Raw genomic sequence first — 25,615 nt, 5'->3', positions numbered from 1 at the left:
CGGAGTGCATGATGAAAATTACGGCCATCGAAACGGTGCAGCTTCCGCACCTCAATAACATTCTTTGGGTGCGTGTCCACACAGATGAAGGGATCGTTGGGCTGGGCGAGACTTTCCGCGGGGCCAATGCGGTCGCAGCCTATATTCATAGTGATATAGCGCCGCAACTGGTGGGGAAAAACCCGCTGGAAATCGATCGCATTTCCAAGCTTCTGCTCGAACCCTATGTGGGTTTCCGTTCATCGGGCGTTGAAATTCGTGCGGCCTCCGCAATTGATATCGCGCTGTGGGATATCTTTGGCAAACTGACCAATCAGCCGATCCATCAGTTGCTGGGTGGCCTTTCGCGTCCGTCGATCCGTACCTATAATACCTGCGCCGGTTATACCTATAACAAGAGCGGCGCGCGTCGTTATATCGGTGATCAGGATGATGCGAAGGAAGGTCCGTATGAGGATCAGCTGGCATTTCATCGTGATGCCGGGGCCTTGGCTGAAAGTCTTCTGTCGGAAGGCATTACGGCGATGAAAATCTGGCCCTTCGATCCCTATGCTGTGGCCAATGGCGGTAACTTCATTCACGCTACCGATCTCGACAAGGCGCTGGTTCCGTTCCGTCAGATCCGCGATGCGGTTGGCGATAAAATGGAAATCATGGTCGAGTTTCATTCCATGTGGGATTTGACCTCGGCGCTTGCTATCGCCCGCGAACTAAAAGCCTTTCGACCATTCTGGTCGGAAGATCCGATCAAGATGATGAACCCGCAATCGCTTGCCGTCTATGCGCAACAGTCTGGCATTCCTGTCTGTGCGAGCGAAACCATGGCAACGCGCGCGCAGTTTCTTGAAGTGCTGCGCACCGACGCTACCGATTATGTCATGCTCGATATTTCATGGTGTGGCGGGCTTTCGGAAGCGAAGAAAATCGCCACTATGGCCGAAGCCTTTCAGCGGCCTATAGCGCCACATGACTGCACCGGCCCCGTGGTTTTTGCGGCCTCAATTCATCTGTCCTTGAATGCACCCAACGCGATTTTTCAGGAATCGGTGCGGGCCTATTACACCTCGTGGTATCGCGATCTGGTGACAGTGATGCCGCGGATTGAAAAGGGCGTAATCTATCCGTTCGAAGGCGCCGGGCTGGGGCTTGAATTGTCGGACTTCGTTCTCGACCATCCCGATGTCATCCGTCACAGCACGAAAGCCGTATGATGGGACCGTTTCGCTGTATAGCCGATTTACGCGGACAACTGATGGAGAGCCCAGTCTGGGATGAACGCCGGGGAACGCTGTTCGCGTGTGATATCAACGGACGCAAAGTCTACGAGATTGATCTGGATAAGGGACCGTTGCGCGAATGGACTTTTGAAGCAGAGGTTCCGTGCCTTGGGCTTGCTGAAAGCGGCAAACTGGTCATTTCTCTTGCGCGTCACATCATCTTGTTTGACCCTGAAACCGAAGCGCGCCAGACGATCTGGGACGGTTATGATGAGCCTGAAACATCGCGTCTTAATGACGGCAAAGTTGGGCCGGATGGCGCGTTCTGGGTTGGCAGCATGGATGCACGTCCGCAACGCGAACCGATCTCAAAACTCTATCGCGTGAAAGCTGATGGCAAAGCCGAACTCAAGGCAGAAGGCTTTGAGATTTCCAATGGATTGGCCTGGACTGCGGACGGATCGACCATGTTTCACACGGATTCTCGTGGGCCTTGGATCGACCGATATGATTTTGATGTCACGACCGGCTCGATCAACAATCGCAAGCGCATTCGCGATCTTGATGAGGAAACAGGTCGGCCCGACGGCGGGGCCTGTGACGCAGAAGGAACCTATTGGAGCGCCGGGGTCTCGGCGGGCGTATTAAACCGCTTTGATCGTGACGGCACATTGCTTGATTGTGTTCCAGCTCCCGTTCCTGCGCCGACAATGCCATGCTTTTGCGGCCCTGATCTCACGCTTATTGCAATTACTTCGCATAGATTGGGCGCTCCCGATGCGCCGCAATCGGGTGGAGTGCATCTGGCAAAGGCACATGTAGCAGGCGCAAAAGTCGCCAGAATGAAGGGAGTTTGATCCGATGAAAAAACTTCTCCTGACCGGCGCATCCGGCAATCTGGGCCGTGTGCTGACACCACGGCTGGCGCAAGCGGGTTATCGCTTGCGGCTTTCCGACATCGCGCCGTTTCCCGATGAATTGCCTGAAGGGGCAGAGTTTATTCAGGCTGATCTTACTGACGCGACAGCAATCGCTGATCTGGTGCGTGGAACCGACGCGATCCTGCACTTTGGCGGCATCAGTGTTGAGCAGCCCTATGATCTGGTTGCGACAGCCAATCTGATCGGTGTGACGCATATTTTCGAGGCGGCGAGAGCGGAAAAACAGCGGATTATTTTCGCAAGTTCCAATCACACGATTGGTTTTTATACTCGTGACGAGACGTTGAGCACGGAAGAGCCATATAAGCCGGATGGCTATTACGGGCTTTCCAAAGCCTATGGCGAATTGCTTGGGCGCATGATGTTCGACAAGCACGGGATTGAAAGCGTGCATCTGCGTATCGGCTCTTGTGTGCCAGAGCCGACAGAGGCACGACATCTCTCGACGTGGCTCTCCCATGACGATCTGGTGCGGCTTTTGATTGCAGCGGTTGAAGCACCCAAAACCGATGTTGCGGTCGTCTGGGGTGTTTCTGCCAATGCTGCGCGCTGGTGGGAAAAGGACGATGCGGCGCTGATCGGTTATGTGCCGCAGGACGATGCCGCCCGCTTTGGCGATCTGGCTGAAACCGGTGATCCCATATCGAGTAGGTTTCAAGGCGGCACATTTACCGCCCATGATTACTCGCGTGAGGATTGAGCGAGTGGTGCTTGAACTCGACGCCCATAATTATCGCTTGCGGATCGACCCGCACCATGGCGCAACGTTGTTGTCTGCGCAGTGGCGTCATCCTGACGGTGAATGGGTCGATCTGGTCGAGCCATTGACCACACCGCAAACTGGTTTGAAGGCCGGATGCTTCGTGATGGCACCTTTTGCCAACCGCATTGATGGCGGACGTTTCACCTTTGACGGTGCGATTGTTCAATTACCTATCAACGCGCCGGATGAAGGGATGGCCATTCACGGTTTTTCACGGATGCACAGTGCACAGGTCCTGTCGTCAACCAAAGACCGTGCGGTTCTGGTGGATGAAGTTGCAGGTGAGAATCACCCCTACACTTATCGGCTGGAGCAGGAACTATGCATTTTGCCTGAAGGCTTTCGCATATCTCTTAGCATCCGCAACAATGGTCCGTCGCGGTTGCCGTTTGGTATTGGCCTGCATCCTTGGTTCACCAAGACGGCGAAAGCCACGCTTGAGTTTTCCTCAATGGGCGCGCCGAGACTTGATGCACGTGGCTTGCCGGAAGGTCGTGCTGTGCCTGTAGACAGTTTCACGCCGGGCGGGCCCCCGCCGTTATCTCGATTGCTCTTGGTGAATTGCTGCTTCACGGGCTGGGAAAGCCGGACCGCATTCATTCGCTGGCCTGAGACAGGCACGGGTTTGAAGCTAAAAGGAGAGGGTGCTTTGCGCCATCTCCATGTGTTCAATCCGCAAGATCGCGCTGTCTTTTGCGCAGAGCCGGTCAGCCATCTGCCGGATGCCATCAATCGGCCATCGCTCGGCGTGGATGCCGCGATGACAATCTTAAGTCCCGGAGAAACGCTCTCCGGTGGGGCTTTTTTCTCAGCATGCGCTCTTGCACCAGCGGGTGCAGGGCAGTTTTCGGGAAGGCATTGAAATGACAAGAAAAGCCTATGAAGATCTGCGTTCGGCGCGCTGGATGCTGCCAGATGACCAGCGCTCATCAGGGCATCGCTCCAGAACCATGCAGATGGGCTATGATCCGGTGGATTGGGAAGGCAAGCCAATCATCGCGATCATCAATACCTGGTCGGATGCACAACCTTGTCACGCGCATTTCAAGGACCGAGTCGAGTGGGTGAAGCGCGGCATTCTGCAAGCGGGAGGTTTTCCTCTTGAGCTTCCGGCACTCTCATTGTCGGAAAGCTATGTCAAACCAACGACCATGCTTTACCGCAACATGCTTGCGATGGAGACGGAAGAGCTTTTACGCTCGCATCCTATAGATGGTGCGGTGCTGATGGGCGGTTGCGACAAAACCACACCGGCGCTCATCATGGGTGCGACCAGTGCGGGCTATCCGTTTATCTATCTGCCAGCTGGTCCAATGCTGCGTGGCAATTACGCTGGCAAGACGCTCGGATCAGGCACAGACATGTTCAAGTTTTGGGACGAGCGCCGTGCAGGCACTATCGGCAAGGAAGAATGGCAGGGTATAGAGGGCGGCATTGCGCGTAGTTATGGCCATTGCATGACCATGGGTACAGCGTCCACCATGACGGTAATCGCCGAGGCGATGGGGCTGACATTACCCGGAGCATCCTCCATTCCTGCTCCTGATGCCAATCACCAGCGTATGTCAACCCAATGTGGTCGCCGCATCGTCGAGATGGTCTGGGAAGACCTGACACCCGATCAGATCATCACGCCCGCAGCTGTCAAGAATTCCGTCATTGTCGCGATGGCAACCGGCTGTTCGACCAATGCGATCATTCACCTGATTGCCATGGCGCGCCGCGCTGGTGTGTCGCTGGAGCTTGATGATCTGGATCGGATCGGGCGTACAACGCCGGTTATTGCCAATATCCGGCCATCGGGATCGACCTATCTGATGGAGGATTTCTATTATGCAGGTGGTATCCTTGCACTGATGAAACAACTCGGTGACAAGCTTGATCCCTCCGCCATCAATGTCACCGGAAAACCGCTGACGGAAGGGCTGGAAAAAGCGCAGGTGTTCAACGAAGACGTTATTCGCCCTCTGTCCAACCCCGTGTATCATGAAGGCTCGCTTGCCGTATTGAAGGGTAATCTCTGCCCGGACGGCGCTGTGATCAAGCCTGCTGCCTGCGATCCGAAATTTCATCGCCATACGGGTCCTGCGCTTGTCGCAGATAGCTATCCGGAACTTAAAAAAATTATCGACGATCCCGATTATGCTTTGACGCCGGAAACTGTACTTGTGTTGCGTAATGCAGGCCCGCAAGGCGGCCCTGGGATGCCTGAATGGGGCATGATCCCGATGCCGAAAGCGCTGCTGAAACTCGGCCTGCGGGATATGGTGCGGATTTCAGATGCGCGTATGTCGGGCACGAGTTTTGGTGCCTGTGTTCTTCATGTGGCACCGGAATCCTTCGTCGGCGGGCCGCTGGCTTTGCTCAAAACCGGCGATATGGTCGAACTCGATATTCCGGCCCGCAGCCTCAATATGCTGGTTTCCGAAGATGAATTGGCGGTTCGTCGCGCAGCATGGCAGACGCCTGAGCCAAAATATGAGCGCGGCTATGGCTTCGTCTTTTCCAAGCATGTCGAGCAAGCCGACAAAGGCTGCGACTTTGATTTCCTGAAAACCGATTTTGGTCGTCCGGTTGACGAGCCGGTCATTTATTAAGAGGCACGAAGATGTCAGACTATATCCTCCCCGAAGAAACCCGTGCGAAACTGAAAAAGGTTTCTACAGCCTCTGTTGCCACAGCACTTTACAAGCGCGGCTTGCGTAATCAGTTCATTCAGGGTTCGTTTCAGGTGGCGCGCAAGCCGGAAAACATGGTGGGTCAGGCTTTCACGTTGCGCTATATCCCTGCGCGCGAAGACCGCAATCCCATCACAGTTTTCCGCAATCCCGATCACAAACAGCGCGTCGCAATTGAAACCTGTCCAGCGGGCTGGGTGCTGGTTATGGATGCGCGCAAGGAGGCTCGCGCGGCGACGGCCGGTTCCATTCTGGTAACACGGCTGGCCTTGCGCGGTGCGGCGGGTATTGTTTCAGACGGCGGCTTCCGTGATGTTACGGGCATTGGTGAACTGGAAATGCCTGCTTATTGCGCCAAGGCATCGGCACCGACAAACCTCACCTTGCATGAAGCAGTTGATATCAACGTACCGATTTCCTGCGGAGATGCAGCAGTGTTTCCCGGCGACGTGCTTGTGGGTGATCCCGATGGTGTGATGGTGATCCCGGCACATCTTTGCGAAGAAATTGCTGATGAATGCGTTGGAATGGAAGTCTTTGAGGACTTTGTTCTCGAAGAAGTCAAAAATGGCGCTGGAATTATCGGGCTCTACCCTTGCACGAAGGATGAGTGGGCAACCAAATTTGAGGGCTGGAAACGCGAGAATAAACGCTAATTCCGGAGTGCATAAAAAAACACCGCCTTATTGAGGCGGTGTTCCATTGTCGCGCAAGACTTCACCGGCGAGATACAGCGAGCCGCCGATAAGAATACGCGGCGGCGCTTCATCGTGTGGCCAGCTATCGCGCAGGATTTTTAGCGCATTGGCAACCGAATGGACAGGTTCCGCCGAAAGCCCTGCCTTCTGTGCGCTGATCGCCAGTTCATTGTTGGGGATTCCAGCATCACTTGAAGGGATCGGCACTGTAAAGACGTGGCGTGCCATACCCGCGAAGGCTTCAAAATAACCGACAGGGTCCTTCGTGTTGATCATGCCGGTAATCAGGAACAGAGGACGCGTGGAGCGTTCCTCAAGATCGCCAAGGGCTTCCGCGATCACCGCGCCTGCACCCGGATTATGACCACCATCGAGCCAGATTTCCGATGCAGCCGGTGCGAGATCGGTCAATTCACCATGGGTGAGGCGTTGCATGCGTGCGGGCCAATCCACCACCATCAGCGCCTTCTCGGCGGCTTTGTCGGTAATGGTGAAACCGGCCATCTGCACGGCTTCAATTGCTGCAGCCGCATTGGCAATCTGGTGGCGACCCGGCAGGCGTGGCAATGGAAGGTCGATCAATCCATCCTCGTTCTGGAAGACCATGCGACCATGTTCTTCGAATGCGAGGAAATCCTGCCCGTAGATCGACAAAGGACAATCCAGACGATCAGCCGTTGAAATCAGAACTTCGCGTGCTGCATCGAAAGGCTGGAACCCGATGACCACGGGGCAGTCTTTCTTGATAATGCCTGCCTTTTCGGCAGCAATCAGCTCAACCCGGTCGCCGAGAAATGCCTGATGGTCGATGGAAATCGGCATGATTAGCGATACGGCGGGCTCTGGTATGACATTTGTCGCATCAAAACGACCGCCAAGGCCTACTTCCATGATCACAACATCGGCCGGATGCTCCGCAAACAGGACAAAAGCAACGGCGGTGAGGATCTCGAAAACGGTGATGTATTGACCGCCATTTGCTGCTTCTACACGCTCGATGGCTTCAGCCAGAACGTCGTCGGAAACGAATTTGCCGCCGGACTTTGAGGCCAGACGGTAGCGCTCATGCCAGTTGACCAGATGCGGAGAGGTGTGGACATGCACGCCAAAGCCGCTCGCTTCCAGAAGCGCGCGGCAGAAGGCGGTTGCCGATCCCTTACCATTGGTACCGGCAATATGGATCACCGGCGGTAGGTTCAGATGCGGATTGCCGAGCTTTTCCAGAAGACCGCGAATGCGGTCCAGTGAAAGATCGAAGCCTTTTGGATGCAATTGCATCAGCCGTTCAATAACGGCATCCGCTTTTCCTGTCACGATTAAGCCGCCTTGCTGTCAGCTTCCGGCTTCTTTGGTGTCGGAGCCGTTACAGGTGTGTCGGTATTGGCTGGCTGCCTGGTCATGATTTTCAACAGACTTGCAATGGTCGATTTCAGCTCAAGACGCGAAATGACCATATCGACCATGCCATGTTCCATCAGATATTCAGCGCTCTGGAAGCCCTCGGGGAGCTTTTCGCGAATGGTCTGCTCGATCACGCGTGGACCGGCAAAGCCAATCAATGCGCCGGGTTCTGCAATGTGGATATCGCCCAGCATAGCGTATGAAGCGGTGACACCACCGGTGGTCGGGTTGGTGAGAACAACGATATAAGGCAGACCTGCTTCCTTGAGCATTTCCACAGCAACGGTCGTGCGTGGAAGCTGCATGAGCGACAGAATGCCTTCCTGCATGCGCGCACCACCCGATGCTGCGAACAGAACCAGCGGACGCTTTAGTTCAATGGCTTTCTGGAAGCCCTGAATGATCGCTTCACCGGCACCCATGCCGAGCGAGCCACCCATGAAGCCGAAATCCTGAACGGTTGCTACAATCGGCAAGCCTTCAATCGTTCCAAGACCATTGATGATCGCGTCTTCCATGCCGGTACGCGAACGATAGTCCTTGAGACGATCGATATATTTCTTCTCGTCGCGGAATTTCAGCGGGTCGACAGGAACTTTTGGGCTTTCCAGAGTAGTGTATTCGCCATTGTCGAAGAAGAAACGCAGACGGTCCTTGCCCTTGATGCGCATATGATGGCCTGAGCCGGGGATCACAAACTGATTGCTCTCAAGGTCCTTGTGAAACACCATTTCGCCGGTCGATGGATCCTTGATCCAAAGATTTTCCGGCATCTCGCGACGTCCGAGCATCGAATTGATCTTTGGACGAACGTAGTTGGTGATCCAATTCATGACGTTTGGTTCCGTTTCTTGTTCTTCAAAACTAACTAGCGCTTAAATGGACGATTTATTGGGCAGCTTCAAGGCGTGTTGCACGAACACTTGCTGCCAATGCACTGACAAGTTTGGTAACAGCAGCGACAGGATCGCCGCTAACCTTGCCATTTTCGTCGAGTTCTGCCGCAACCGCATTGACGATTGCAGTGCCGACAACAACGCCGTCAGCAGCTTCAGCAATGGCTGCAGCCTGTTCAGGCGTCTTCACACCAAAGCCGACGCAGATCGGCAGTTGGGTGCTCTTCTTGATGTGGCGCACGGCGTCGGCTACGCGTGTTGTATCGGCAATCGCCGAACCGGTGATGCCGTTCATCGAGACGTAATAGACGAAGCCCGACGAATTATGCAGCACCTTTGGCAGGCGCTTGTCGTCAGTGGTTGGCGTCGTCAGTCGGATGAAATTGAGGCCTGCTTGCGTTGCCGGAATGCAGAGTTCCTTGTCCATTTCAGACGGCAGATCGACAATGATGAAGCCATCAATGCCGGATGTTTTTGCATCAGCAAGGAAGCGTTCAACGCCATAAATATAGATCGGATTGTAATAGCCCATCAGGACGATTGGCGTCGTGTTGTCATCCTTGCGGAAGTCAGCGGCCAGTTGCAGCGTTTTCTTCAATGTCTGCCCGGCATCGAGCGAGCGCAGGCCAGCCGCCTGAATGGCCGGACCATCTGCCATCGGATCGGAGAAGGGCATGCCAAGTTCGATCACATCGGAGCCAGCCTTGGGCAGCGCCTTCATCACATTGAGCGATGTTGCGTAATCCGGATCGCCGCCCATGAAATAGGTAACCAGCGCCGGACGTCCTTCGGACTTGAGCGATGCAAATTTGGTGTCGATGCGTGTGGTCATACCGTGCCCCGTGGCAAAATGCGCGTAAGATAATCGGCGGTGGACTGCCCGGACATAACCGTTTCCATCCATGCACGCCGTTCAAAGTCGATGATACCCAGTTCCCAGACACAGGCCATCAGTAATGGCTGTGCAGGCTCGAATTCAACTTCTTCGTTGAGTTCGGATTGCCAGAGAATCTGGGTTGCGATGCCGCCTTCCAGCCACCAGTGCAGGAGCAGCCAAAGGCTTTCCTCGCCCTGATGCAGAATAGCAAAGCCCGCGCCAAGATGTGGCGTGTGCTCAAGCTTGTCTGCAACGGCTGCAATCTGCCGTCGTGCGATGCCGACTGCTGCTTCTGCAAGCGGATTGGAAGGGTCGGCTTCAATAATGTTAAGCTTGATCGTCGCCGGGCCGCACTCTGTCAGTCCGTCGAACCATGCGGCACGCGGTCTGTAGGAGTTGGTGTCGGCGACGATTAAGCTCATGGAGTCCTCACATGTCCATGCCGAGCAACTGCCCGACCGTATGGACATCCTTGTCGCCACGGCCTGACAGGTTGACGATCATAACCTGATCCTTCCCCATGGATGGTGCCATTTTCACAGCTTGTGCGATGGCGTGTGCGGATTCCAGTGCTGGAATAATGCCTTCAACGCGAGTGCAGAGCTGGAAAGCTTCGAGCGCTTCATCATCGAGGATTGGCACATATTCAACACGGCCGCTGTCTTTGAGCCATGAATGCTCAGGGCCGACGCCCGGATAATCGAGACCTGCGGAAACCGAATGGCCTTCAAGAATCTGACCATCTTCGTTCTGCAGCAGATAGGTACGGTTGCCATGCAGAACGCCGGGGCTGCCGGCACTCATCGATGCGCAATGCTCGACGCCGTCAAGACCACGACCACCCGCTTCAACGCCGACAATCCTGACCGATGAATCGTCAAGGAACGGATGGAACAGGCCGATTGCGTTCGAGCCGCCGCCGACAGCTGCCACGATCACATCCGGCAGACGGCCTTCCTGTTCAAGAATCTGCTTGCGCGCTTCAATGCCGATAACCGACTGGAAGTCGCGAACGAGTTCTGGATAAGGAGCAGGACCGGCTGCGGTGCCGATCAGGTAATATGTGTCGTCAACATTGGTGACCCAATCACGAAGCGCTTCGTTCATGGCGTCTTTCAGCGTGCCATTTCCAGCCGTCACCGGCTTTACTTCAGCACCCAGCAACTTCATGCGGAAAACGTTTGGCTTCTGACGTTCAACGTCAGTCGCGCCCATATAGACAACGCAAGGCAGGCCGAAGCGCGCAGCAACCGTTGCAGATGCAACACCGTGCTGGCCAGCGCCAGTTTCCGCGATGATGCGGGTCTTGCCCATGCGCTTGGCAAGAAGGATCTGGCCGAGGCAATTGTTGATCTTGTGGCTGCCGGTATGGTTCAGGTCCTCGCGCTTGAAGTAAATCTTTGCGCCACCCAGATGCTTGGTCAGGCCTTCCGCAAAATAAAGCTTGGAAGGGCGACCGGCATAATAAGTCGACAGATTGGAAAGCTCGGCCTGAAATTCAGGATCGGTCTTTGCCGTTTCATAGGCTTCCTGCAATTCAAGGATCAGCGGCATCAGCGTTTCGGCGACGAAGCGTCCGCCAAAAATGCCGAACATGCCTTCTTCATCCGGGCCTGTCTTATAGGAATTGGGTTCAACCGGCTTATTCAACGCTTGCCACTCCGTCATGTTCAGGCGCGCTTCGCAGATGGTCTTTCATCCGCAGTCGCAACGGCCTGGAAAAATTCTTCAATCAGACGCACATCCTTTTCGCCGGGTGTGCGCTCTACTCCGGACGATACATCGATACCCGGCGCGCGTGTCTTTTGCAGCGCCTCGGCAATGTTGCCCGCGTTCAGTCCACCGGAAAGCATGTAATCGACACTTTCGTCAAGCGCGTCGAGCAATGCCCAGTCAAAGGATACACCATTGCCGCCCGGAAGGTCTGCGCCTTTCGGTGGCTTGGCATCAAAAAGAAAGCGATCGGCAATGCCCTTGTAAGGTGCGATCGCATCAAGATCGTGAGCTTCCCGCACCGCAAATGCCTTGATGACCGGCAGGCTGTAACGCTTTTTCACGTCCGCAACACGTTGCGGCGTTTCATGGCCGTGCAGTTGCAACATGTCAGGCTCAAGCTCACGCACGATTTCATCAAGCGTGGCATCGTCAGCGTCGACCGTCACCGCGACAACTTTGGCGCGGTTTCGGGCTGCTTCGCGCAATCGGCCCGCAGCGGCAGGCGTGAGATGGCGCGGGCTTTTTGGAAAGAAGATAAAGCCAATATGGGTCGCCCCGCCAATGAGCGCAGCCTCGACTGCTTCAGGCGTTTTAAGACCGCATATTTTTATATCAAAAACCATGGCGTTTCCGTCGCACATATTGCTGCACGACTCAAGTTAATCCGGGAACTGCGCAAAAACAAAGAAATAGAACGGCGCCCCTTATTCAACCCAAACTGGAACCGTCCTCATAGCCCTTCGCGATCAGATAATCATACGCTTCCATGACCTCAAGGGGAACTGCTTGTGCAATCTGGAAGCCCTGCGCCGGATATTCGAGAATACGCCGGATATCGCCGGTCATTTCACGCATGAGCATTTCGAAACTATGGCCCGGTGTCGGCTGATCTTCGAAGGATGTCGGCGGGGCTGTAACGAAAGCCTTGGCTTCGGGCCATTGCCGATCAACAGTCGCGCGAACCCGACGCTGGGTTTGTGGCTTGGTCACGAAAATCGGGCTGATAGCACCCGGCACCATTTTCTCACGCGAGAACAAGATGTTTTCGCCAATATTGGTGGCCTTTGGCTCAATGATGATTGCTTCTCTCGGGACACCTTCGGCAATCGCAATTTCTGCAAATGCTTCCGCTTCGGAGTTTTTATATAGGCCTTCGGTCCAGTTGCCGCTGTGGCCTGTAAACATGAGCCAGGTGGCAAGGCCTTGCATATAAAGCTCTGAGGCGTGTTTTGCGACGCGTGTATCGTAGCTACCCAATCCGATAATGACATCGGCGGTCTGAAGTTCATCATAGATGCAATGGTAATCCCATAGCATACGCGCTGCGGCCAGTATTTCGGCCGATACTGCAATTTGAATGTCTGATGTCATGTAAAGTCGATAGCCTGTAATGCGCTGCCATTGCGCTTTAGCCATGCTTTGCAGCGCTCGGTGTCGGGGCAAAGATCAAGGCAGAGTTTCCAGAATTTCGGCCCATGGTTCATCTCGATCAGATGCGCCACTTCATGAGCGACGAGATAGTTGATGACGGGCGGCGGGGCCATGCCGATGCGCCATGAAAACGAAAGCACGCCTTCCGAGGTACATGACCCCCAGCGGCTTTTGGTATCCTTGAACCGGATCGCTTTGGCTTTACGGCCCACGGTTGTTGTGTGACGAGCAACCAGTTGTTCGATGTCGCGCTTGACTTCACGCTTGAGGTAATCGGCGACGCGCCGCGCAAGATGCGTAGGGTCGCCATGAACGAGCAGAATATTGCCTTCCAGCAAATCCACCGTGCCGCGTCCCGGCTGATGAGTGATGAGATGCGGAACGCCACGAATGGGGATTTTGACGCCTGCGCGGATGCCTGCCTGATCTGGCAGTTTCGCAATGCGACTTTCGATCCAGCCCTCATGGCGGATCAGAAAGCTCTGAATCTCACGATCCGGCAGACCGGGTGGAATGGTGACACGCAGACCTTTGCCGCCAGTCTCAATGCGCAGGGTCAAACGTTTGGCGCGCGGGTTTTCCAGCACGCGCAAAGGCAATTCACGTCCCGCGACCGCATGAATGCGTTCGTTTCTAACTATCGCCGACTTTTTAGCCTTCGATGAACGAAATAAGGAAAAGCCCATCACTTAAGAATAAGTGATTCGCAGAAAAAGCCAGAAAATTTTCTATTTTTTAGCAAAACGACGCGGACGAAGCCCGCGTCGTAGTCGTGTATAGACAACGATTTTAGAAAGGTCGGATGCGTAGTTTCAACACTTTAGGGTGCCCGCTATGCGTCCCAAGGGGCGCAGAGCGCTCCAAAGGTCAAATGTCTGTGACTTCGTTGCTGTCGTTCTTTTTGCGTGTCGCTGGCGTCCGTTTTCCGGAGGCTTTGCGTTCAGCCATGAAACGGTCGAACTCTTCCTTGTCGCGAGCACGGCGCAGTTCTGCCGCATAGGCTTCAAAATCAGCGCGCGCTTCTTCCAGCTTGCGGCGTTCTTCTGCCAGGCGGTCGAGTTCTTCGCGACGCCAGTCGTCAAAAGCTGCATTGCCGGTTGTGCCGCCAAAGCCGAAGCTTTCGCTCTTGCCGCAGTTGCGGAACGAGCCAAACATCGAGTCGGTCTTTTCATTCACACTGCGTTTGAAATCACCGAGACGGTCGCCCCAGATGATATAAGCGAGCATGGCGAGACCAAGCGGCCAGAAGAAAATGAAACCCAGCACCATCAGCGCGATTGTCGCTGGCGTCCATGCGGGGCGGATCAATGCGGAATTGGTCATGGTTATCTCCGTCAACTCTGAGCCGGTTGTTAATCTCTCGGCTTGATTTTGAGGTGGTGAACCAATTGCGTTATTTCAAGAATATCCTTGGTCTAATCCCGCATAACGGGAGCTAACCAATGTGATTATCTCGAAATTTTTTTGCGTAAATGTTCGAGGACAGCCACGCCAAGTCCCGCCAAAAGCGCCCAGAAGGCTGAACCGACGCCGAAAAAAGCGATGCCTGAGGCTGTCACAGCAAAAGTTATAACCGCTGCAAGCCGTTCTTCTTCATGTTTGAGGGCGAGCGACATGGCGTTGATGAACGGGCCTGTCAGGGCAAGGCCCGCCACCAGCGCAATGAGTGTTGTGGGCAGCACAGCGAAGATCGCGACAAGCGAAGCGCCAAACAGAGCGAAGACGACATAGATTGCTGCATAGACGGGACCGGTCAGCCAGCGCTTCGCATGATCGGGATGGGCATCCGGGCCGGTGCACAGAGCTGCAGAAATGGCAGCAAGATTGCTGGTGCCTGCGCCAAAAGGGGCTGAGAGCAGGGAGAAAAGACCTGTCACCTGCAAGGAGGCGCTGGTCGGAGGCTCATAGCCTGAAGCGCGCAACACTGCAAAGCCCGGCAGGTTCTGCGATGCCATGGTGACGATATAGAGTGGAAGCGCCAAGGCAATAATCGCGCCCATGTGAAATTCGGGCCAGATCAGTGTCAGCGTCGAAATTTCGGGCGCAGGCAGTTGTGGTGCGCGACCTGACAAGAGCGCGTAAGTCATGCCGATTACCAGCACGGCGATAACGGCGAGAGACGGGTTAAACAGGCGGATCACGAAAAACAGAGCCACCAAGGGCAGCACGAAAGCCGGGTCAAGTGAGACGGTCTTTGCCGCTGCGATAACGAAACTCAGCAATACGCCTGCCAGCATGCCCGATGCGACAGAGGTCGGAATACGCGATACCAGCGTCGAGAGCTGCCGGATTAGCCCGGTCAGGATCAGGGCAATGGCTGCCACAATAAAAGCGCCAACGGCTTCAGGCATGGTGAAACCTACGCTCGCGCCAATCAGTGCCAGGCCCGGCGTTGACCAGGCTCCGATAATCGGCATCTTGTAACGAACACTCAACCAGGCGGACGAGGCGGCAATTGCCAGACAGACAGCTGTTACCCAGCTCGCTGTTTGCGCCTGCGTTGCACCAAGTGCATTTGCTGCCGCAATGATGAGCGCCAGCGTAGAGCCAAAGCCGACGATTGCCGCGACGGCTGAAGATGCAAAGACCGAAAAGCGCATGGATTATTCCTCGCCGGATATGGGGCCAGATATGCGTTCGACTAAGCCCGATACAGTGCGGACGAGCAGATCGAGGTCCTGCGGGCGGGACAGACGGTGATCGCCATCGCGAACCAGCGTCAGCGTCACATCATCGACCGGCAGATACTCGACCAGCTTCAAGGCGTGTTGATAGGGAACAGCCTCATCCACCATGCCTTGCAGAATATGGACCGGGCAGCCCGTCTCGATGATTCCCTTCAGAACCAGATTCTGGCGCCCATCTTCGATCAGTGCGCGGGTATAGATGTATGGATTGGGCGAGTATTCCGAAGGTTCCTCGAAATAGCCTTGTTCGATGAGATCACGCTTTTGTGCTTCGGTCAGCGACGGCTCGACGAGTTCGGCGGTGAAATCCGGTGCCGGCGCGATCAGAACGATCCCAGCAGGTGACTTGCCAGCCTTTTTCAGCTCTTGCGCCATGCGCAGCGCTATCCACCCGCCCATCGACGAGCCGACAAGTATTTGCGGGCCTTGCGCATATTTCGCATAAACTGCGAGGCTTTCGTCGAGCCAGCGCGAAATCGTTCCCTGGTTGAAGTTGCCACCCGACTCACCATGGCCCGAATAATCGAGTCGAAGTGCCGAATGTCCGCTCTTTTGGGCCCATTCATCGAGAACGACAGCCTTTGTGCCGAGCATGTCGGAACGATAGCCACCAAGCCAGACGACGCCGGGAGCATTGCGCCCCGATCTGTAACGGACAGCAATATTGGCGCCGTTCACGTCGATAAAATCCGGCTGTGTTCCGCTCATTTCCGTCTCCTGATTGCCTGTAAGGAGTTGTCACTCTCATTTGCCATTTATGTCACTACGGTAAAAGCTGTCCGCCTTCCACCCTCTTGAAATACTCGGACCACCTGCTTGAAATATTAACAAATGTGACCGATATGTCGCTCGCCCCCTTGGAAATGCGAGTTTATTCAGCCGGGGGTGATTTTCCTCTTCAAAGATGCTATTGACTTTACCGCTCGCTTGACCACATTTCCGCGTTAAACTGCGGTTTGATGGGGGAATGCCGTCGCGGGCTACGAAATTACACCGCTGTTGACGTTAATAATCAGGAGATAACGACCATTCGCCGACCGTTCAGAGCGACGCCGGTCCAGAAAGACGGACCGCGCTCCAACCGTGATATCCGGGTTCCCCGGGTCCAGCTCATCGATGCCGAAGGCCACAACCACGGCAGCATCCCGACGCAGGAAGCAATTGCAATGGCTGAGGAAGCCGGTCTCGATCTCGTTGAGATCGTGCCGAACGCCGAGCCACCTGTCTGCAAGATCGTGGATCTTGGCAAGCTGAAGTATCAGAATCAGAAAAAAGCCTCCGAAGCGCGCAAGAAGCAGAAAACGGTCGAAATCAAGGAAATCAAGATGCGACCGAACATCGACACTCATGACTATGAAGTGAAGATGAAGGCTGCACAGCGTTTCTTCGAAGAAGGCGACAAGGTCAAGGTTACGCTTCGTTTCCGTGGCCGTGAAATGGCCCACCAGGAGCTCGGTATGAAGCTTCTGTTGCGCGTGAAGGAAGACACTGTTGAAATCGCAAAGGTGGAATCCGAGCCAAAGCTCGAAGGCCGCCAGATGATGATGGTGTTGGCTCCGCGCTAACAGTAAGTTGCTGCCTTTGAAAAGCCGCCTTCGGGCGGTTTTTCTTTTTCTGGATTATTCCACTTTTCAGAGATCAAGATGAAAACACTTGGCGAACTGGGCAAATATCAGCAACGACGTCGTCTTGCGATTGCCATTGTTATTGGGCTTCTTGTGGTTGCGCTGTTGTTTGTGCGCTCACAATCGACAGGCCATATGCATGAATATATTGAAGCCTTTGGCATCAGCCTCATCGTTGCGGCCATTATTGGTCGCATGTGGTGCACGCTTTATATCGGCGGACGCAAGAGTGCGGAAATCGTGCAAAGCGGCCCTTATTCCATCACGCGTAATCCACTTTATGTTTTCAGTGCCATCGGTGCCATTGGCATCGGCGCGCAAACGGGAAGCATCATCATTGCGCTGGGCTTCGGTGTTCTGTGCTATCTGGCATTTGCCACCGTCATCCGGACCGAAGAGAAGTTTCTCAAGGCGAATTTCGGAAAGCCCTATGAGGCTTATTGCGCAAGTGTTCCGCGATTCTTTCCAAAACTGTCCTTGTTTCGGGACGACAAGGAACTGATTGTAAAGCCCGACCGCATTTATCGCACTTTTACGGACGGCCTTGTGTTTTTCGTCGCCTATCCGTTCTTTGAATTCATCGAATATCTTCAGGATGTCGGTACATTGCCAGTGCTTTTGCGCCTTTATTGATAATTTGGCGGCAACTCGTCCAGATTCACGCTGATTCAGTCCAGTTCGGGCATTGCGTTTTTCAGGCTTTAGGCCTATAAGGCCGCGTTCGAACCGCCCGGCAGGGCATGCCGTGGCGGTTTCGTATGCTTTCTGGACTTGGTCGGTCCGGGAGTCAAACAAGGGTTCCGGTCTTTTGCGGATACGGACGTCGCTTAAACAAGAGGCGTGGAGTGCTGCAAGCACGACGGGGACTAAACAAAGGAGTAGCAAAATGCCCAAGATGAAGACCAAATCGGCTGCTAAGAAGCGGTTCAAAATTACAGGCACTGGCAAGGTTGTAGCTGCGGCTGCAGGCAAGCGCCATGGCATGATCAAGCGCTCGAACAAGTTCATTCGCGATGCACGCGGCACCATGGTGCTCTCGGAAGCAGATGCGAAGATTGTAAAACAGTTCCTGCCTAACGGCCTCTAAGCCGCTGTCCTTTAAGGAGATCATATCATGGCACGTGTAAAACGCGGCGTAACTTCCCACGCCAAGCACAAAAAAGTTCTCGATCAGGCTTCCGGTTTCCGTGGCCGTCGTAAGAATACAATCCGCACCGCTAAGGCTGCTGTTGATCGTTCGAAGCAGTATGCTTACCGCGATCGCAAGAACCGTAAGCGTACGTTCCGCGCTCTCTGGATTCAGCGTATCAACGCTGCTGTTCGTGAGCAGGGCCTGACCTACGGTCGTTTCATCGACGGTCTTGCTAAGGCAGGTATCGAGGTTGACCGTAAGGTTCTTTCCGACATCGCAATTCATGAACCGGATGCGTTCGGTGCGCTGGTTGCGTCGGCAAAGAAGGCTCTCGAGTACCTCAAGAACACCGAGACCCCAAATGCTTTTGAAGGCGCTGTTCGCTAAGCCAGCCGCCTTTCCCGAAGCATACTGATAATTTTGGGAACCCGCGCTGGCTCGGCTGGCGCGGGTTTTTCTTTCGTATCTGGCGGCCTCCGCAAATATCACCGATCAAGAGGCGTGGAGCGGCAAGCTAAACACGAGGCGTGGAGTGCCGAAGGCACGACAGGGACTTAAATCAAGAGGCGTGGAGCGCCTTAGGCGCGACAGGGATTTAGACAATGAGCGATCTTGAACAACTCGAACAAACAATTCTTGGCGATATCGCCCAGGCTGTTGATGAGCAGGCGATTGAAGCGGTGCGCGTTGCTGCATTGGGCAAAAAGGGCACGATCTCTGAGAAGCTGAAAACGCTGGGTTCAATGTCTCCTGAAGAGCGTCAGGCACAGGGCCCGGCGATCAATGGTTTGAAGAACCGCGTCACCGAAGCGCTGACTGAGCGTAAGACCGAATTGCGTCGCCAAGCGATTGCCGCTCGCCTTGAGCGCGAGAAGGTCGACGTGACGTTGCCAGTTCGTGAAAGCGCTGCATCGCGTGGCCGCATTCACCCAATTTCGCAGGTTATCGATGAAATCACTGCAATTTTTGCGGATATGGGCTTCTCGATTGCCGAAGGTCCAGATATCGAGACCGACTATTACAATTTTACGGCGCTGAACTTCCCTGAAGGCCATCCGGCGCGCGAAATGCACGACACGTTCTTCTTCAATGCAGACGAGAAGGGTGAGCGCAAGTTGCTGCGCACGCATACCTCTCCGGTGCAGGTCCACACGATGGAGAAGTTCGCAGCGCTGCGTGACAAGGAAGGTCGTGACGAGCCGATCCGCATCGTCATTCCGGGCAAGACCTACCGCATGGATTCCGACGCCACCCATTCGCCGATGTTTCATCAGGTCGAAGGTCTGGTCGTCGATAAGTCGGCTAATGTTGCTAATATGAAGTGGGTGCTGGAAGAGTTCTGCAAATCTTTCTTCGAAGTGCCTTCGGTGACAATGCGTATGCGTCCGAGCTTCTTCCCTTTCACCGAACCATCGGTTGAAGTCGATATTCAGTGCGACCGTTCCGGCCCGCATGTGAAGTTCGGTGAAGGCAATGACTGGCTCGAAATTCTGGGCTGCGGCATGGTACATCCGAATGTACTGCGCGCTTCCGGCTACGATCCGGACGTCTATCAGGGCTTCGCATGGGGCATGGGTATCGACCGTATCGCCATGCTGAAATATGGCATGCCTGATCTGCGCGCCTTCTTCGATGCCGATGTGCGCTGGATCAATCATTACGGTTTCCGTCCCCTCGACATTCCGACGCTGTTCGGCGGTTTGAGCGCGTAAAGACAGGAAAGGATAAGCAAATGAAGTTCACACTTTCCTGGCTCAAGGATCACCTTGAAACCGATGCGACGCTGGAACAAATCGTCGAAAAGCTGACCGACATTGGTCTGGAAGTGGATGGGGTCGATGACCGCGCCGCTTTCAAGGCGTTCAAGGTCGCCAAAGTTCTGACGGCTGTTCAGCATCCGGATGCCGACAAGCTGCGCGTTCTCTCGGTTGATACGGGCGAAGGCCAGCCGGTTCAGGTTGTTTGCGGCGCACCAAATGCCCGCACCGGTCTGGTCGGTGTTCTGGGTCGTCCGGGCGACTACGTGCCGGGTCTTGATGTCACGCTGTCAGTCGGCAAAATTCGCGGTGTCGAAAGCTTCGGCATGATGTGCTCCGAGCGCGAGCTTGAACTTTCTGAAGAGCATGATGGCATTATCGATCTGCCTGATGATGTTCCGGTCGGCACAAGCTTTGCCGCCTATATGGGCCTTGATGATCCAATCATCGAAATTGGCCTCACGCCAAACCGTGCCGATTGCACAGGTATTCGCGGCATCGCGCGCGATCTTGCAGCCGCTGGCCTTGGTACGCTCAAGAAGCTTGATGCCGAACCTGCGAAGGGCGAGGGCGAGACGCCGGTTAAGGTTGTTCTCGATCAGGACACCGAGAACCCATTCTGCACCGGTTTTGCATTGCGTCTGGTCAAGGGCGTGAAAAACGGCCCAAGCCCGAAATGGATGCAGCAGCGCCTGAAGGCTATCGGCCTGCGCCCGATCAATGCACTGGTGGATATCACCAATTACGTGACGTTTGATCTTGGTCGCCCGCTGCACGTCTTCGATGCGGCTAAGGTCAAGGGCAATCTGACAGTTCGTGCGGCCAAAGACGGCGAAGCCATTCTCGGCCTCGACCAGCGAGAGTATAAGTTCAAGCCGGGCATGTATGTGATCGCCGATGAAAACGGTCCCGAATCGATTGCCGGTATCATGGGTGGCGAGCATTCAGGTTGTGACGAAAACACCGTCGATGTGCTGATCGAATCGGCTCTCTGGGACCCGCGCATGATTGCCCGAACGGGTCGCGAACTCGGTATCGTCACGGATGCGCGCTATCGTTTTGAGCGTGGCGTCGATCCGGAAATGATGATCCCGGGTGCGGAAATTGCAACCAGACTCGTGCTCGAACTCTGCGGCGGTCAGCCGACAGTTCTCGACGTGGTTGGTTACAAACCTTATCAGACACGCGTCATCGATTTCCCGGTTACAGAAGTCAAACGCCTGACCGGCATCGAAGTGCCTTATGATGCCTCGTTCGATATCCTGAAGCGTCTTGGTTTTGGCGTTGAAGGCGATGGCAAGGTCATCAAGGCGAGCGTGCCAAGCTGGCGTGGCGACGTCGAAGGCAAGGCCGACCTCGTTGAAGAAATCATGCGTATTCATGGCATCAACCAGATCGCGCCGCAGCCGTTGCCAAATCATGGTGCGGTTAATGGCCGTATCCTGACGACGCTTCAAATCCGCACGCGTCTTGCGCGTCGCACACTTGCTTCGCGCGGCATGATGGAAGCTGTGACCTATTCCTTCATTTCCGACGCGCAGGCCAAAGCCTTTGGTGGCGGCAAGCCGGAACTGAAACTTGCCAACCCGATTGCAGCAGATATGTCGGACATGCGGCCTTCGCTGCTGCCGGGTCTGCTGAGTGCTGCACAGCGCAACGCGGATCGCGGTTTTGGCGATACGGCTTTGTTCGAAGTATCGGGCATCTATGAAGGCGACAAGCCTGAACAGCAGCGTCGTGTGGCTGGCGGCATCCGTCGTGGCACGGCTGGCGTTGAAGGTTCGGGTCGTTTCTGGTCAGGCAATGCGGCAACCGTTGGCGTGTTCGATACCAAGGCTGATGCATTGGCAGCACTTGAAGCAGCTGGCGCACCAGTTGACCGTATCCAGATAGAAGCCGGTGGGCCTGAATGGTTCCATCCGGGCCGTTCGGGCACGCTGAAACTCGGTCCAAAAGTTGTGCTGGGTTACTTCGGTGAGTTCCACCCGGACACGCTGGAAGCGCTTGATGTATCGGGCAGCCTTTGCGGATTTGAAGTCTACATTGATGCGATTCCTGAGCCGAAAGCTAAGGCAACCCGCACCAAGCCAGCTTTGAGCCTGTCGCAGTTCCAGAGCCTCAAGCGTGATTTTGCGTTTGTGGTGGATGCGAATGTGGAAGCTGGTAGCGTTGTGAAGGCGGTTTCATCTGCCGATAAGAAGCTGATCGCAGGCGTTCAGGTCTTCGATATCTTCACAGGCGCATCACTCGGTGAAGGCAAGAAGTCCATTGCAGTTGAAGTGCTGTTGCAGCCGCAGGATCGCACGCTGACCGATGAGGATCTCGAAACCTTGTCGAAGCAGGTGATTGCAAGTGTCACCAAGCAGACCGGCGGCGTTCTTCGCGGCTAAATGCAAATGAAAAGCCCGGCGCCAGAGTGTAGATCTGATTCAATCAGATCTACACTCTGGCTACTTATTTTAACGTGCATCTTTGTCCGAAAACCGTTTCACACTTTTCGGGATGCGCTGCACGCCGGGCTTTTTTAACCACGCAGGCCGATGCAATTGCCCCATGGGTCTTTGATCTGGCACATGCGCAGACTGTCCTGAATAGCGAGCGGCCCGCGATAAAGTGTTCCACCAATGGCCATGAAATGCGCGACTGATGCGTCGAAATCATCAACATGCCAGTAAACAACACTGCCTGCAGTTCCTGATGCTACCTTTTCATCTGCAGGAACAATCTCCAGATCGACATTGCCGATTTTCAGATAACTGAAATCGAATGCCTCAAGGTGTGTGAGGACGGCTTGCGGAAAGGCCTTGCGATACCAGTCAATTGCAGCCTCCACATCGCTCACATGCACAAGAACCGCGGATATGATGCCGGTCATGCAGGAACGGCCTGACGCAAAGGCATCGCGAGCATTGCCATATCGATAATCTTTTGAACGGCGCCACGCGAATTGCCGTCGCGGGCTTCGAACGAAATGCTCTGCTGGATCATATGATAGAATTCGGTCATCTGCACGATATCGGTTTCGGCAGGCAGATCGCCTGCTAAAATGCCGCGTTTCAGCCGCTCTGAAAGCCGTTCATGATTGGAGTGGCGGATGACCTGAAGGAACTCCTTAACAGGCACATTTTCCGGTCTGCACTGGATGGAGCTGACGCTGATCATACAGCCGCCTGCAGGGCAGGCAAAGGCACTATCGGCGGTGAGTTCCAGCCATTTGCGCAGGCCGTCCTGAATGGTTGTGGATTTTTCGAGAGCGTCAAATGGAGCAGCACCGATGGTGCGCTGATAATAGTCGACCGCTTCGCGAAACGCCTGCTCCTTGTTGCCAAACGCGGCGTAGAAGCTCGGCGGCGTGATGCCGATTGCCAACGTGAAATCGTTGATCTGAGCGCATTCATAGCCCTTCGCCCAGAAGACTTTCATGACTTTTTCCAGCGCAGCATCGCGATCAAAGCTGCGTGGACGCCCGCGCGGAACCATTTTTCTACCTTTCTGTAGTCATCCCTATATAATTTGCTTGACGCTCCGGAGCAAGGCGATATGAATTATGTAGTATTGACTATATAAATAGGATTCGTCCCATGAACGAAGTGTGTGATTCTGCCCTCGTGGCGGAAGAAGTTGTTGCGTCGCCAAGTGAGGCGCGGGCGATTCCACTGGTGGTCTATTGTTTGACGCTGGGCGTCTTTGCATTGACCACTTCCGAGCTGATGATTTCAGGAATGATGCCCGCACTTCAGCAAGCTTTCGGGCGTTCCATTTCTGATATTGGCAACCTCATCTCGCTTTACGCGCTGGGAATGATGATTGGTGGGCCGCTGGTAACTGTGCTGTTTCTGGCCCTGAAGATTGAGAACAAGCGTGGCCTGCTCTTCCTGCTTATTTTCTATGCGGCCGCACAAAGCATTGCTGCCTCGACCAGCAATTTCCACGTGATGCTTATCGCACGTGTTCTGACCGGCATGGCTGCGGCAACAAGTTTCGGTCTGATGCTCGCAATCACCGCACAATTGGTTGCGCCTGAACTGCGTGGCCGCGCTTCCTCGCTGGTCTTTGCGGGACTGATGCTCTGCACGGTTCTGGGCGTACCTCTGGCAACCGTGATCACCAACAGTTTTGGTTGGCGGGCAAGCTTCTGGACGATTGTTGTTGTCATCCTCTTCTGCGCCCTTGTTATTGCGCTCAAAATTGAGGCGAAACCGAACCAAGACGAGGTAAATCTGCGCTCCGAACTTAATGAAATGCGTAAGCCAAGGCTCTGGGCAGCCTATGCCACAAGCGCATTGGTGATTGGCGCATCGTTCTCGGTCTATAGTTATCTGTCGCCGATCACAGCGAAATTGGCGGGCTTTCCTGAAGCGCAGCTGCCGTTCCTGTTGGCCATTTACGGCGCTGCAAACATCATCGGCAACTACATCGTTGGTCGCTTTGCCGACCGTCATACGATTGCGGCTATTTTTACTGGCATTCTCGTCATGCTCGCAGCAATGGTGATTTTCGCGCTCTTTGCGGAATTCAAATTTGCAACGGTTCTTGCAATCGTCATGATTGGTCTGACCGGCATTGCGCTCAACCCGGCTTTCATAGCGCGTGTAATGCGGATTGCGCATCCGGGTGCACTGGTCAATGCGATGCATGCATCCGTTATCAATATCGGGCTGGGCCTTGGGCCTTGGGCGGGTGGTCTGGCGCTACAGTCCGGTTATAGCCTGCACGCCCCACTCTGGGTGGGCGCAATCATGACGCTTGGAGGTCTGCTTACCCTTGCACCCCGCGCTTTGCGTCGAATGTAATTCGTTCAAAGGGCACCAAAAAAAAGCCGGGGTTGATGCCCCGGCTTTTAATTTCGAGAGTCTCTTAGTCCTTTGAGAACATCGTCGCGCTCTGTGATGTCGAGACCATCGTGTTGTAATCATTCACGATCCACTGCAGATCGGAAGCGGCGCCGCCTTTGCGTGCGTCACCTTTTGTTTTCTCCAGCTTTTCCTGGAAATCGCGCAGCTTGCCCAGCAGGCTTGCCGGGCGGGATTCAAAGACGTGGAATGAGTTTGGATGTTCTGTCGCATAGTCGTCCATTTCACGGACAGCGGTTGCATAGGAAACCATGGCTTTGCCGAAAGCCTCCATATCGACAATCGGCTTCTCATTTTCAGGCAGCAACTCGACGAGAGCATTGGCGCGGATCATGACATTGCGGACATGCCAGCTGGCTTTTTTGCCCTCTGCCTTTTCAAGCGCATCAAGCTCGGCCAGATCGACCTTACTCTTTTCTTCGCTCAGCAATGCATCGACACGCTTGCGCTCCTTGGTGAATTCCGGCGCATATTCTGCGATCTGCTTGTGGAATTCCTTGGCACCGGCATATTTGTCGGACTTGTAGTCCTTGCGGTCGTAATACTTGCTGGCCTTCTCGATCACGGGTGCAAGCTTCTGATAGATCGCAATATAGCTCACCATTGCCTCATCGAGAGCAGGCAATTTAGGCTCTGCCGTGGTGGCTGCTTCAGCCGCTTCGATCTCGCTGCGTACATCATAGAGCGAGTAAAGACCGTAAACGTTGCGTTCCTTGCCGGTTGGGCCCTTCTTCATGTCGACCCAGCTGTCGTAGCGGTCAAGCGATTCCGAGGCGCGAATGGTTCGGTTAAGAAGCGAAACATAGGCGTTCATCTTGTCAATCGCAGCATTCGGATCAGCCTCTTCAGCAGATTGCGCAAAGGCTGCTACTGGCAAAATGACTGCCAGAAGTGTGAACAGGATCGCACGAGGCGAGAAGCGTTTCATATGATTTTCCCTCTT

At 54.7% G+C, this 25,615-nt stretch carries 27 protein-coding genes; 13 read left to right on the top strand and 14 right to left on the bottom strand.

Going from position 1 to position 25,615, the window contains the following annotated elements:
• Positions 1-11: 11 nt before the first annotated feature.
• The 6 genes from QBD00_RS05620 to QBD00_RS05595 are packed head-to-tail and all read left to right on the top strand — an operon-like array spanning position 12 to position 6,255.
• A complete protein-coding gene (locus QBD00_RS05620; protein ID WP_318578868.1) occupies positions 12-1,211 on the top strand; it encodes a mandelate racemase/muconate lactonizing enzyme family protein in 1,200 nt (399 codons plus the stop codon).
• Positions 1,208-2,074, top strand: a complete 867-nt coding sequence (locus QBD00_RS05615) for an SMP-30/gluconolactonase/LRE family protein (RefSeq protein ID WP_318578867.1) — start codon at positions 1,208-1,210, stop codon at positions 2,072-2,074. Before QBD00_RS05620 ends, QBD00_RS05615 begins: the two co-directional genes overlap by 4 nt.
• Positions 2,075-2,078: 4 nt before the next feature.
• Positions 2,079-2,858 (top strand): NAD(P)-dependent oxidoreductase, encoded by a 780-nt coding sequence (locus QBD00_RS05610; protein WP_318578866.1) that lies wholly within the window; start codon positions 2,079-2,081, stop codon positions 2,856-2,858.
• 4 nt (positions 2,859-2,862) lie between these two features.
• Entirely contained in the window at positions 2,863-3,783 is a 921-nt protein-coding gene (locus QBD00_RS05605) for a hypothetical protein (protein ID WP_318578865.1), read from the top strand.
• 1 nt (position 3,784) lies between these two features.
• On the top strand, positions 3,785-5,518 hold the full coding sequence (araD, locus tag QBD00_RS05600) for an L-arabinonate dehydratase (protein WP_318578864.1): 1,734 nt from the start codon (positions 3,785-3,787) through the stop codon (positions 5,516-5,518).
• 11 nt (positions 5,519-5,529) lie between these two features.
• The gene (locus tag QBD00_RS05595) at positions 5,530-6,255 is read left to right on the top strand and encodes a ribonuclease activity regulator RraA (RefSeq protein ID WP_318578863.1); all 726 of its coding nucleotides are present in this window, start codon (positions 5,530-5,532) and stop codon (positions 6,253-6,255) included.
• A gap of 27 nt (positions 6,256-6,282) precedes the next feature.
• Here the strand turns inward: QBD00_RS05595 and QBD00_RS05590 are convergent, their stop codons facing one another.
• The 11 genes from QBD00_RS05590 to QBD00_RS05540 form a co-directional block, all read right to left on the bottom strand.
• Positions 6,283-7,575 carry a bifunctional folylpolyglutamate synthase/dihydrofolate synthase gene (locus tag QBD00_RS05590; RefSeq protein ID WP_191793339.1) on the bottom strand — a complete coding sequence of 431 codons (1,293 nt, stop codon included), beginning with the start codon at positions 7,573-7,575 and terminating at the stop codon, positions 6,283-6,285.
• Positions 7,576-7,613: 38 nt separating this feature from the next.
• Positions 7,614-8,531, bottom strand: coding sequence for an acetyl-CoA carboxylase, carboxyltransferase subunit beta (gene accD, locus QBD00_RS05585; RefSeq protein ID WP_095447739.1), 918 nt, complete (start codon positions 8,529-8,531; stop codon positions 7,614-7,616).
• A 55-nt stretch (positions 8,532-8,586) separates the two neighbouring features.
• On the bottom strand, positions 8,587-9,426 hold the full coding sequence (gene trpA / locus QBD00_RS05580; RefSeq protein WP_264230445.1) for a tryptophan synthase subunit alpha: 840 nt from the start codon (positions 9,424-9,426) through the stop codon (positions 8,587-8,589).
• Complete coding sequence (locus tag QBD00_RS05575; protein ID WP_095447741.1) at positions 9,423-9,893, bottom strand: hypothetical protein; 471 nt, start codon at positions 9,891-9,893, stop codon at positions 9,423-9,425. The genes trpA and QBD00_RS05575 overlap by 4 nt, the downstream gene beginning before the upstream one ends.
• A gap of 7 nt (positions 9,894-9,900) precedes the next feature.
• On the bottom strand, positions 9,901-11,121 hold the full coding sequence (gene trpB, locus QBD00_RS05570) for a tryptophan synthase subunit beta (RefSeq protein ID WP_095448013.1): 1,221 nt from the start codon (positions 11,119-11,121) through the stop codon (positions 9,901-9,903).
• Positions 11,122-11,141: 20 nt separating this feature from the next.
• On the bottom strand, positions 11,142-11,810 hold the full coding sequence (locus QBD00_RS05565) for a phosphoribosylanthranilate isomerase (RefSeq protein ID WP_318578862.1): 669 nt from the start codon (positions 11,808-11,810) through the stop codon (positions 11,142-11,144).
• An 85-nt stretch (positions 11,811-11,895) separates the two neighbouring features.
• On the bottom strand, positions 11,896-12,558 hold the full coding sequence (locus QBD00_RS05560) for a YdcF family protein (protein WP_318578861.1): 663 nt from the start codon (positions 12,556-12,558) through the stop codon (positions 11,896-11,898).
• Complete coding sequence (locus QBD00_RS05555; RefSeq protein WP_095447744.1) at positions 12,555-13,304, bottom strand: M48 family metallopeptidase; 750 nt, start codon at positions 13,302-13,304, stop codon at positions 12,555-12,557. The genes QBD00_RS05560 and QBD00_RS05555 overlap by 4 nt, the downstream gene beginning before the upstream one ends.
• Positions 13,305-13,485: 181 nt before the next feature.
• A complete protein-coding gene (locus tag QBD00_RS05550) occupies positions 13,486-13,941 on the bottom strand; it encodes a DUF2852 domain-containing protein (protein ID WP_095447745.1) in 456 nt (151 codons plus the stop codon).
• A 125-nt stretch (positions 13,942-14,066) separates the two neighbouring features.
• A complete protein-coding gene (locus QBD00_RS05545) occupies positions 14,067-15,218 on the bottom strand; it encodes a benzoate/H(+) symporter BenE family transporter (RefSeq protein WP_095447746.1) in 1,152 nt (383 codons plus the stop codon).
• Positions 15,219-15,221: 3 nt separating this feature from the next.
• Positions 15,222-16,013: an alpha/beta hydrolase gene (locus tag QBD00_RS05540; RefSeq protein WP_318578860.1), complete on the bottom strand. Its 792-nt coding sequence runs from the start codon at positions 16,011-16,013 to the stop codon at positions 15,222-15,224.
• Positions 16,014-16,333: 320 nt separating this feature from the next.
• Between QBD00_RS05540 and infC the strand changes: the two genes are divergently transcribed.
• The 6 genes from infC (at position 16,334) to pheT (ending at position 22,209) form a co-directional block, all read left to right on the top strand.
• Positions 16,334-16,870 (top strand): translation initiation factor IF-3, encoded by a 537-nt coding sequence (gene infC, locus QBD00_RS05535; RefSeq protein WP_095448014.1) that lies wholly within the window; start codon positions 16,334-16,336, stop codon positions 16,868-16,870.
• A 78-nt stretch (positions 16,871-16,948) separates the two neighbouring features.
• A complete protein-coding gene (locus tag QBD00_RS05530; RefSeq protein WP_095447748.1) occupies positions 16,949-17,563 on the top strand; it encodes a methyltransferase family protein in 615 nt (204 codons plus the stop codon).
• 253 nt (positions 17,564-17,816) lie between these two features.
• Positions 17,817-18,017: a 50S ribosomal protein L35 gene (gene rpmI, locus QBD00_RS05525; RefSeq protein WP_024898386.1), complete on the top strand. Its 201-nt coding sequence runs from the start codon at positions 17,817-17,819 to the stop codon at positions 18,015-18,017.
• 27 nt (positions 18,018-18,044) lie between these two features.
• On the top strand, positions 18,045-18,449 hold the full coding sequence (gene rplT, locus QBD00_RS05520) for a 50S ribosomal protein L20 (RefSeq protein WP_095447749.1): 405 nt from the start codon (positions 18,045-18,047) through the stop codon (positions 18,447-18,449).
• Positions 18,450-18,664: 215 nt separating this feature from the next.
• Complete coding sequence (gene pheS / locus QBD00_RS05515; RefSeq protein WP_095447750.1) at positions 18,665-19,774, top strand: phenylalanine--tRNA ligase subunit alpha; 1,110 nt, start codon at positions 18,665-18,667, stop codon at positions 19,772-19,774.
• Between the two features lie 20 nt (positions 19,775-19,794).
• The gene (gene pheT / locus QBD00_RS05510; RefSeq protein ID WP_318578859.1) at positions 19,795-22,209 is read left to right on the top strand and encodes a phenylalanine--tRNA ligase subunit beta; all 2,415 of its coding nucleotides are present in this window, start codon (positions 19,795-19,797) and stop codon (positions 22,207-22,209) included.
• 134 nt (positions 22,210-22,343) lie between these two features.
• On the opposite strand, the gene QBD00_RS05505 is transcribed toward pheT, so the two are convergent.
• Positions 22,344-22,694 carry a VOC family protein gene (locus tag QBD00_RS05505; protein WP_095447752.1) on the bottom strand — a complete coding sequence of 117 codons (351 nt, stop codon included), beginning with the start codon at positions 22,692-22,694 and terminating at the stop codon, positions 22,344-22,346.
• Positions 22,691-23,299 carry a TetR/AcrR family transcriptional regulator gene (locus QBD00_RS05500; protein WP_318578858.1) on the bottom strand — a complete coding sequence of 203 codons (609 nt, stop codon included), beginning with the start codon at positions 23,297-23,299 and terminating at the stop codon, positions 22,691-22,693. The genes QBD00_RS05505 and QBD00_RS05500 overlap by 4 nt, the downstream gene beginning before the upstream one ends.
• A gap of 101 nt (positions 23,300-23,400) precedes the next feature.
• On the opposite strand from QBD00_RS05500, the gene QBD00_RS05495 reads away from it, so the two are divergent.
• The gene (locus tag QBD00_RS05495) at positions 23,401-24,612 is read left to right on the top strand and encodes an MFS transporter (protein ID WP_318578857.1); all 1,212 of its coding nucleotides are present in this window, start codon (positions 23,401-23,403) and stop codon (positions 24,610-24,612) included.
• Between the two features lie 64 nt (positions 24,613-24,676).
• On the opposite strand, the gene QBD00_RS05490 is transcribed toward QBD00_RS05495, so the two are convergent.
• Positions 24,677-25,600 (bottom strand): YiiG family protein, encoded by a 924-nt coding sequence (locus QBD00_RS05490; RefSeq protein WP_318578856.1) that lies wholly within the window; start codon positions 25,598-25,600, stop codon positions 24,677-24,679.
• Between the last annotated feature and the right edge of the window lie 15 nt (positions 25,601-25,615).

The organism is Ochrobactrum sp. AN78, from assembly GCF_029909885.1.
GTDB lineage: Bacteria > Pseudomonadota > Alphaproteobacteria > Rhizobiales > Rhizobiaceae > Brucella > Brucella quorumnocens.
The sequence above is the reverse complement of the archived record's forward strand: the minus strand, read 5'-3'. Positions and strand labels throughout refer to the sequence as shown.

Bases quoted from the DNA above. Each gene is read 5' to 3' on its own strand.
- QBD00_RS05620 (WP_318578868.1), top strand. From the start codon at position 12: ATGAAAATTACGGCCATCGAAACGGTGCAGCTTCCGCACCTCAATAAC.
- QBD00_RS05615 (WP_318578867.1), top strand. From the start codon at position 1,208: ATGATGGGACCGTTTCGCTGTATAGCCGATTTACGCGGACAACTGATG.
- QBD00_RS05610 (WP_318578866.1), top strand. From the start codon at position 2,079: ATGAAAAAACTTCTCCTGACCGGCGCATCCGGCAATCTGGGCCGTGTG.
- araD (WP_318578864.1), top strand. From the start codon at position 3,785: ATGACAAGAAAAGCCTATGAAGATCTGCGTTCGGCGCGCTGGATGCTG.
- QBD00_RS05595 (WP_318578863.1), top strand. From the start codon at position 5,530: ATGTCAGACTATATCCTCCCCGAAGAAACCCGTGCGAAACTGAAAAAG.
- QBD00_RS05590 (WP_191793339.1), bottom strand. From the start codon at position 7,575: ATGCAATTGCATCCAAAAGGCTTCGATCTTTCACTGGACCGCATTCGC.
- accD (WP_095447739.1), bottom strand. From the start codon at position 8,531: ATGAATTGGATCACCAACTACGTTCGTCCAAAGATCAATTCGATGCTC.
- trpA (WP_264230445.1), bottom strand. From the start codon at position 9,426: ATGACCACACGCATCGACACCAAATTTGCATCGCTCAAGTCCGAAGGA.
- QBD00_RS05575 (WP_095447741.1), bottom strand. From the start codon at position 9,893: ATGAGCTTAATCGTCGCCGACACCAACTCCTACAGACCGCGTGCCGCA.
- QBD00_RS05565 (WP_318578862.1), bottom strand. From the start codon at position 11,810: ATGGTTTTTGATATAAAAATATGCGGTCTTAAAACGCCTGAAGCAGTC.
- QBD00_RS05560 (WP_318578861.1), bottom strand. From the start codon at position 12,558: ATGACATCAGACATTCAAATTGCAGTATCGGCCGAAATACTGGCCGCA.
- QBD00_RS05555 (WP_095447744.1), bottom strand. From the start codon at position 13,304: ATGGGCTTTTCCTTATTTCGTTCATCGAAGGCTAAAAAGTCGGCGATA.
- QBD00_RS05550 (WP_095447745.1), bottom strand. From the start codon at position 13,941: ATGACCAATTCCGCATTGATCCGCCCCGCATGGACGCCAGCGACAATC.
- QBD00_RS05545 (WP_095447746.1), bottom strand. From the start codon at position 15,218: ATGCGCTTTTCGGTCTTTGCATCTTCAGCCGTCGCGGCAATCGTCGGC.
- QBD00_RS05540 (WP_318578860.1), bottom strand. From the start codon at position 16,013: ATGAGCGGAACACAGCCGGATTTTATCGACGTGAACGGCGCCAATATT.
- QBD00_RS05530 (WP_095447748.1), top strand. From the start codon at position 16,949: ATGAAAACACTTGGCGAACTGGGCAAATATCAGCAACGACGTCGTCTT.
- rpmI (WP_024898386.1), top strand. From the start codon at position 17,817: ATGCCCAAGATGAAGACCAAATCGGCTGCTAAGAAGCGGTTCAAAATT.
- rplT (WP_095447749.1), top strand. From the start codon at position 18,045: ATGGCACGTGTAAAACGCGGCGTAACTTCCCACGCCAAGCACAAAAAA.
- pheS (WP_095447750.1), top strand. From the start codon at position 18,665: ATGAGCGATCTTGAACAACTCGAACAAACAATTCTTGGCGATATCGCC.
- pheT (WP_318578859.1), top strand. From the start codon at position 19,795: ATGAAGTTCACACTTTCCTGGCTCAAGGATCACCTTGAAACCGATGCG.
- QBD00_RS05505 (WP_095447752.1), bottom strand. From the start codon at position 22,694: ATGACCGGCATCATATCCGCGGTTCTTGTGCATGTGAGCGATGTGGAG.
- QBD00_RS05500 (WP_318578858.1), bottom strand. From the start codon at position 23,299: ATGGTTCCGCGCGGGCGTCCACGCAGCTTTGATCGCGATGCTGCGCTG.
- QBD00_RS05495 (WP_318578857.1), top strand. From the start codon at position 23,401: ATGAACGAAGTGTGTGATTCTGCCCTCGTGGCGGAAGAAGTTGTTGCG.
- QBD00_RS05490 (WP_318578856.1), bottom strand. From the start codon at position 25,600: ATGAAACGCTTCTCGCCTCGTGCGATCCTGTTCACACTTCTGGCAGTC.